Genomic DNA, 6,249 nt, shown 5'->3' on the forward strand with positions numbered 1-6,249 from the left:
TTAGCGACCCTCATCCCCCGTGGCGCTTCTCCAGCTTACACTCATAGGTCAGTATCACCTTGCCCTCAGGGTCACAGCTTTCCAGCTTCACCGAAAAGCCCCACAGCCTGGCGATATGCTTGAGTACCTCGTGTACCGTATTGGCCAAGGGCCGGCGGTGGTTCTGCACATGCCGCAGCGTCAGCGCACGGTCACCCCGTACATTGACTTCCCACACTTGGATATTCGGCTCGCGATTACCCAAGTTGTACTGATCGGCAAGCTTGCGCCGTATATCGCGATAACCGTCTTCATTGTGGATGGCGCTGACTTCCAGCTGCGCCTCCTGGTCGTCGTCCTTCACCGCAAACAGGCGAAAGTCGCGTATCAGCTTGGGCGAGAGGTATTGCGCGATAAAGCTCTCGTCCTTGAAGTTCTTCATGGCGAACTCCAGCGCGGGCCGCCATGCAGTCCCAGCCAGGTCGGGGAACCAATGCCTGTCTTCCTCGGTGGGCTGCTCACAGATACGCTTGATATCGGTGTACATGGCAAACCCCAGCGCATAGGGATTGATGCCAGAGTAGTAACGACTGGTCACCGGTGGCTGATAGACCACATTGGTATGCGAGTGCAGGAACTCCATGATGGCACCATCGCTGAGCAGGCCTTCATCGTATAGCCGGTTCATGATGGTGTAATGCCAGAAGGTGGCCCAGCCCTCGTTCATGACCTGGGTCTGCCGCTGTGGATAGAAATACTGTGCCACCTTGCGCACAATGCGTACCACTTCACGCTGCCAGGGCTCCAGCAAGGGGGCGTACTTCTCGATAAAGTACAGCAAGTTTTCCTGCGGCTCGGACGGAAAGCGCCGTTGTTCGGTCTTCTCGGCCTCTTCAGCACGGCGCGGCAAGGTACGCCACAGATCGTTCACCTGGCTCTGCAGATACGACTCGCGCTCGCTCTGGCGTATGCGCTCTTCCTCTACCGAAAGCTTGGGCGGCCGTTTGTAACGGTCCACGCCATAGTTCATCAGGGCATGGCAGCTATCCAGCAGTTCTTCCACCGCATCCACGCCATAGCGCTCCTCGCACTGGCGGATATAGTGCCGGGCAAACACCAGGTAATCGATGATGGCACTAGCATCGGTCCAGGCCCGGAACAAGTAGTTACCCTTGAAGAAACTGTTGTGGCCAAAGGCAGCATGGGCTATCACCAGGGCCTGCATGGTGATGGAGTTCTCCTCCATCAGATAGGAGATGCAGGGATTGGAGTTGATGACGATCTCGTAGGCCAGCCCCATCTGGCCCCGCTTGTAGCCCTTCTCGGTCTGCAGAAAGTGTTTGCCGTAACTCCAGTGGTGATACATCACCGGCATACCGACCGAAGCATAGGCATCCATCATCTGCTCGGCCGTGATGATTTCCAGCTGGTTGGGATAGGTATCCAGCTCGAAGTCCTCCGCCACCCGGCGTATCTCGTTGTAGTACTTGTCTATCAGCTCGAAAGTCCATTCCGACCCGATGGACAGCGGTCCCTTGGGCCGCTTGGCGCGTTTGCGCTTTGCACTGCTGGGAGAGGCTATGGTGTCAGTCATGCGGCCGCCGTATTCTTCTTGAACAGGTCGCGAAACACCGGGTAGATATCCGCCGGTGACTGGATCTTGCGCATGGCAAACTGCGCGCACGCATCTCTTACCTTTTCGTACTCCATCCACAGGTTCTGCGGCTCACCCTCCGTAATTTCGATATAGGCGTAGTACTGCACCATGGGCAGGATGTGCCCCAGCAGCAAATCCTTGCACACCAGCGAGTCGCTATCCCAGTTGTCACCATCGCTGGCCTGAGCGACATAGATATTCCAGTCGTTGGTGGGATAGCGCTCGGTAATGATTTGGTCCACCAGCTTGAGCGCCGAGCTAACCACCGTACCACCGGTATCGCGGGCGTGAAAGAAATCGTGCTCATTCACCTCCTGCGCCTGGGTGTGGTGGCGCACAAACACCACCTCTATCTTCTCGTAGGCGCGGGTCAGGAAGAGATACAGCAGGATGAAGAAGCGCTTGGCCGTATCCTTTTTCTGCTCGTCCATCGAGCCCGATACGTCCATCACGCAGAACATCACCGCCTGGGTATGCGGCCGTGGTTGTTTCACCCGGTTGCTGTAGCGCAAGTCAAACGGGTCGATGAAGGGAATACCGATGATGCGGGTTTTGAGCGAGTGGATTTCGTCCCTCAGGGCGCGCACCGCCGGGTCGTCCTCGTCGCTACGTTCCAGCAAGACGTCCAATTCTTCCCGCGCCTCATTGAGCCTGGCCATGGGCCCGGCTGTCAGGGCAATTCGCCGCCCCAGCGCCCCTTTGAGTGAACGCACCACATCGATATTGGAAGGCGTACCGTCGGTACTGTAGCCCGCCCGTACGTTCTTGAACGCCTGCGTGGCGGTCAGCTGGGTCTTGACCAGGTTGGGTAGCTCCAAGTCGTCAAAGAAGAAATTGAGAAACTCCTCTCGGCTCAGTTCGAAGACGAAATCATCTTCGCCCTCACCATCTTGCGACGCCTTGCCTGAACCACTACCGCCACCGCCCTCTTCCGGCCGGTCTATGTGGTCGCCCTGCAGGTACTCCTTGTTGCCGGGGTGTACCGTCTCCCATACCCCGCCTCGGGCATGGCCGAATACCGGTTCCGATACATCCTTGACCGGGATGGATACCTTCTCGCCACTGTCGATATCAGTGATGGAGCGGCCCTTGACCGCCCGAGTCACCGCTTCCTTGATCTGCCCCTTGAAGCGCCGCAAGAAGCGCTCCCGGTTGATGGCAGACTTGTTCTTGCCATTGAGTCTTCGATCTATCAGGTGAACCATACCGTGCTCCCTCCTGGCGGTGTTGCAACGCCAAGGCGGGGATTGCGCCCGCCTCGCCCTTTGCACCTCACCGCATCAGGAAGACTTCCTTACACGCAGATACCAATCGCACAGCAGGCGAACCTGTTTGGCGGTATAGCCCTTGGCCACCATGCGATTGACGAAGTCCTCATGCTTCTTGGCATCCTCGTTGCTGCCCTTGGCATTGAACGAGATCACCGGCAGCAACTCCTCGGTGTTCGAGAACATCTTTTTCTCGATCACCGCCCGCAGCTTCTCGTAGCTGGTCCAGGTCGGGTTCTTGCCACCATTGTTCGCCCTGGCCCGCAACACGAAATTGACGATCTCGTTGCGGAAGTCCTTGGGGTTGCTGATACCGGCCGGTTTCTCTATCTTCTCCAGCTCATTGTTGAGCGCATTGCGGTCAAAACTCTCGCCGGTATCCGGGTCACGGTATTCCTGATCCTGTATCCAGAAATCGGCAAAGGTCACATAGCGGTCAAAGATATTCTGGCCATACTCGGAGTAGCTCTCCAGATACGCGGTCTGAATCTCCTTACCAATGAACTCCACATAGCGTCCGGCCAGGTATTCCTTGATATAGGCCAGGTACTTCTGCTCGGTCTCCGGCGCAAACTGTTCGCGCTCCACCTGCTGCTCCAGCACATACAGCAGATGCACCGGGTTGGCCGCCACCTCGGAGTGATCGAAATTGAATACCTTGGACAGTATCTTGAAAGCCCAGCGGGTAGAGAGGCCATCCATGCCCTCGTCTACCCCGGCAAAGTCGCGATACTCCTGAATGGATTTGGCCTTGGGATCGGTATCCTTGAGGTTCTCGCCGTCATACACCTGCATCTTGGAATAGACGCTGGAGTTCTCCGGGTCCTTGAGTCGGGAGAGTATGGAAAACTGCGACATCATCTTGAGTGTGCCGGGAGCGCAGGGCGCATTGTGCAATGAGGAGTTGCGCACCAGCTTCTCGTAGATCTTCACCTCTTCGCTGACACGGAGGCAGTAAGGCACCTTGACGATATAGATACGATCAAGGAAAGCCTCATTGTTCTTGTTGTTCTTGAACTGCTTCCATTCCGATTCATTGGAGTGGGCCAACACTATGCCGTCAAACGGTATCGCCCCAAAACCCTCGGTGCCCTTGAAATTGCCCTCCTGGGTGGCCGTCAGCAAGGGGTGCAGCACCTTGATGGGTGCCTTGAACATTTCCACAAACTCCAGCAGGCCCTGGTTGGCCAGGCACAGACCGCCCGAGTAGCTGTAGGCGTCCGGGTCATCCTGCGCATACTTCTCCAGCTTGCGGATATCCACCTTGCCGGTCAGCGACGAAATGTCCTGATTGTTCTCATCCCCCGGCTCAGTCTTGGCCACGGCAATCTGCTTGAGTACCGAGGGGTAACGCTTGACCACGCGGAACTGGTCCACGTCGCCATTGAATTCCTGTAGCCGCTTCACTGCCCATGGGCTGGGTATGCACTTGATATAGCGGCGCGGTATGCCGTACTGCTCCTCCAGAATAGGGCCGTCTTCAGCCTCATTGAACAAGCCCAGCGGCGACTCGTTCACCGGGCTGCCCTTGATGCAGTAGAACGGCACCCGCTCCATCAACTCCTTCAGCTTCTCGGCGATGGAAGACTTGCCGCCCCCCACCGGCCCCAACAGATACAGTATCTGCTTGCGCTCTTCCAAGCCCTGCGCCGCATGGCGGAAATAGGCCACCACCTGCTCTATGACTTCCTCCATGCCGTAGAACTCACGGAAGGCGGGATAGACCCGTATCATCTTGTTGGCGAACACGCGCGACAAACGGGAGTCGTTGCGGGTGTCGACCATTTCCGGCTCACCTATGGCCATCAGCATGCGCTCGGCAGCCGTGGCATAGGCTGCATGGTCGCGCTTGCACATTTCCAGGTACTCGCGCAGGCTCATTTCCTCCTCACGGGTACGGTCATAACGGCTGCTGAAGTTGGCGAAGATATCCATTGCTACCCCTCTCGTTCAGGCATGTCTGGCATCGACATAGGTTTTGGAACGGTGCGCGGGCAAAAGTTCGCGCGAGGAATCGTGATTTGGTTTTATTGTTCTAAGCGGCGTCGGGCCTTGGTTTTGGTATAGCACATGCCAGCCGCTTGCCATGACATCACGCAGTACTTGCCAAGAGAACGTACGTTCTCTACAGTTGGCGAACATCCGTTCTCCAAGGCTAAATCCATGAATGAATTCGAACGCGACCTCGACTATCTCGGTCGGATGCAGGACTACTACGCCGACGAACGTTGCCTTCCGTCTTACGCACGGCTGATGAGCTTGCTCGGCTTTGCCAGCAAATCAGCCGTCTCCAAGCTGCTGTCACGGCTACAGCTGCAGGGCTTTCTGTCGCGTAGCAGCGACGGCGATTGGGTACCCACCGACCGCTTCTTCGAGCGCACGCTGTCCACCCAACCCGTGCCCGCCGGCATGCCCGTCGCCGCACGCGATGTCGGGGCCGACGCCTTCGTACTTGATCAGTACCTGATCAACCGGCCATCCCACACCCAGCTTATTCCGGTCAAGGGTGACTCCATGATCGATGCCGGCATCCATTCAGGCGATCTGGCGGTGATAGAGCGACGCAATGTGGCCAATGTAGGCGATATCGTCGTCGCCATTGTCGACAACGAATTCACGCTCAAGACCCTGGCCAAGGAAGGCGGCAAATACATCTTGCAACCCGCCAACCCCGCCTACCCCACCATACGGCCACAGGGCAATCTGGAAATCTTTGGCGTGATGGTGGGCCTGGTGCGTAAATACCGCTGAACTGACACTACTTGAAAGAACTGCAAACCAACATGCCAACCCCGATGAATCTGATCAATCTGCTGGGCTGTGCAGACAGCCTGCCGCAGGCATGGCAATCCAGCATCATGGGGCGCGTTGGCGGCGCCAATATCAAGGTGCTGCGCATGGATGACATGGCCTACCCGGCAGAGACCCATGACTACGCAGAAGCGCTACTGGTACTGGAGGGGCAGATGCGCTTGAGTGTGGACGACGCACTCGTCGAAGTAGGGGCCGGCCAGCTTTACCTGGTACCAGCGGGCCTGCCACATGCAGTAGCCCCTGGTAGCCAGGGCACACTTGTCATTATCGATTGATGCTTTGGCACCGGCACCTATTCGTTCATCTCCTGAACTTGGGGGATCAGGCCTAAGGCCTCTCCGCTACTGAATCTGGGGCACAACGTCGCCGACGCCGCATGCTAACTAATTCCTGGTAGACCTGCGTGGGGGAAGCGACGTCGGAAGGTCACCCCCGCCAATCGCAATCCCAAACCCGCAAAGCAAAAGCCCCAGACTCTGGTGAGTCTGGGGCTTTTATGGGGAGCCTGGCGGTGACCTACTTTCACACGGG

5 protein-coding genes are annotated in these 6,249 nt (G+C 57.3%); 2 read left to right on the forward strand and 3 right to left on the reverse strand.

The annotated features are described in order from the left end of the window. Positions 1-10: 10 nt before the first annotated feature. The 3 genes from QQK16_RS18225 to QQK16_RS18235 form a co-directional block, all read right to left on the reverse strand. Positions 11-1,573: a SpoVR family protein gene (locus QQK16_RS18225; RefSeq protein ID WP_284197909.1), complete on the reverse strand. Its 1,563-nt coding sequence runs from the start codon at positions 1,571-1,573 to the stop codon at positions 11-13. Further along, on the reverse strand, positions 1,570-2,841 hold the full coding sequence (locus QQK16_RS18230) for a YeaH/YhbH family protein (protein ID WP_284197910.1): 1,272 nt from the start codon (positions 2,839-2,841) through the stop codon (positions 1,570-1,572). Before QQK16_RS18230 ends, QQK16_RS18225 begins: the two co-directional genes overlap by 4 nt. Positions 2,842-2,916: 75 nt before the next feature. Then, positions 2,917-4,839, reverse strand: a complete 1,923-nt coding sequence (locus QQK16_RS18235) for a PrkA family serine protein kinase (RefSeq protein ID WP_284197911.1) — start codon at positions 4,837-4,839, stop codon at positions 2,917-2,919. Between the two features lie 228 nt (positions 4,840-5,067). On the opposite strand from QQK16_RS18235, the gene QQK16_RS18240 reads away from it, so the two are divergent. Further along, positions 5,068-5,655, forward strand: coding sequence for a LexA family protein (locus QQK16_RS18240; protein ID WP_284197912.1), 588 nt, complete (start codon positions 5,068-5,070; stop codon positions 5,653-5,655). 32 nt (positions 5,656-5,687) lie between these two features. Beyond that, positions 5,688-5,993, forward strand: coding sequence for a cupin domain-containing protein (locus QQK16_RS18245; protein WP_308447073.1), 306 nt, complete (start codon positions 5,688-5,690; stop codon positions 5,991-5,993). The last annotated feature ends 256 nt before the right edge of the window (positions 5,994-6,249 follow it).

The organism is Chitinimonas prasina (assembly GCF_030160395.1).
GTDB lineage: Bacteria > Pseudomonadota > Gammaproteobacteria > Burkholderiales > Chitinimonadaceae > Chitinimonas > Chitinimonas prasina.

Coding starts and splice junctions, on each gene's coding strand:
- QQK16_RS18225 (WP_284197909.1), bottom strand. CDS start 1,573: ATGACTGACACCATAGCCTCTCCCAGCAGTGCAAAGCGCAAACGCGCC.
- QQK16_RS18230 (WP_284197910.1), bottom strand. CDS start 2,841: ATGGTTCACCTGATAGATCGAAGACTCAATGGCAAGAACAAGTCTGCC.
- QQK16_RS18235 (WP_284197911.1), bottom strand. CDS start 4,839: ATGGATATCTTCGCCAACTTCAGCAGCCGTTATGACCGTACCCGTGAG.
- QQK16_RS18240 (WP_284197912.1), top strand. CDS start 5,068: ATGAATGAATTCGAACGCGACCTCGACTATCTCGGTCGGATGCAGGAC.
- QQK16_RS18245 (WP_308447073.1), top strand. CDS start 5,688: ATGCCAACCCCGATGAATCTGATCAATCTGCTGGGCTGTGCAGACAGC.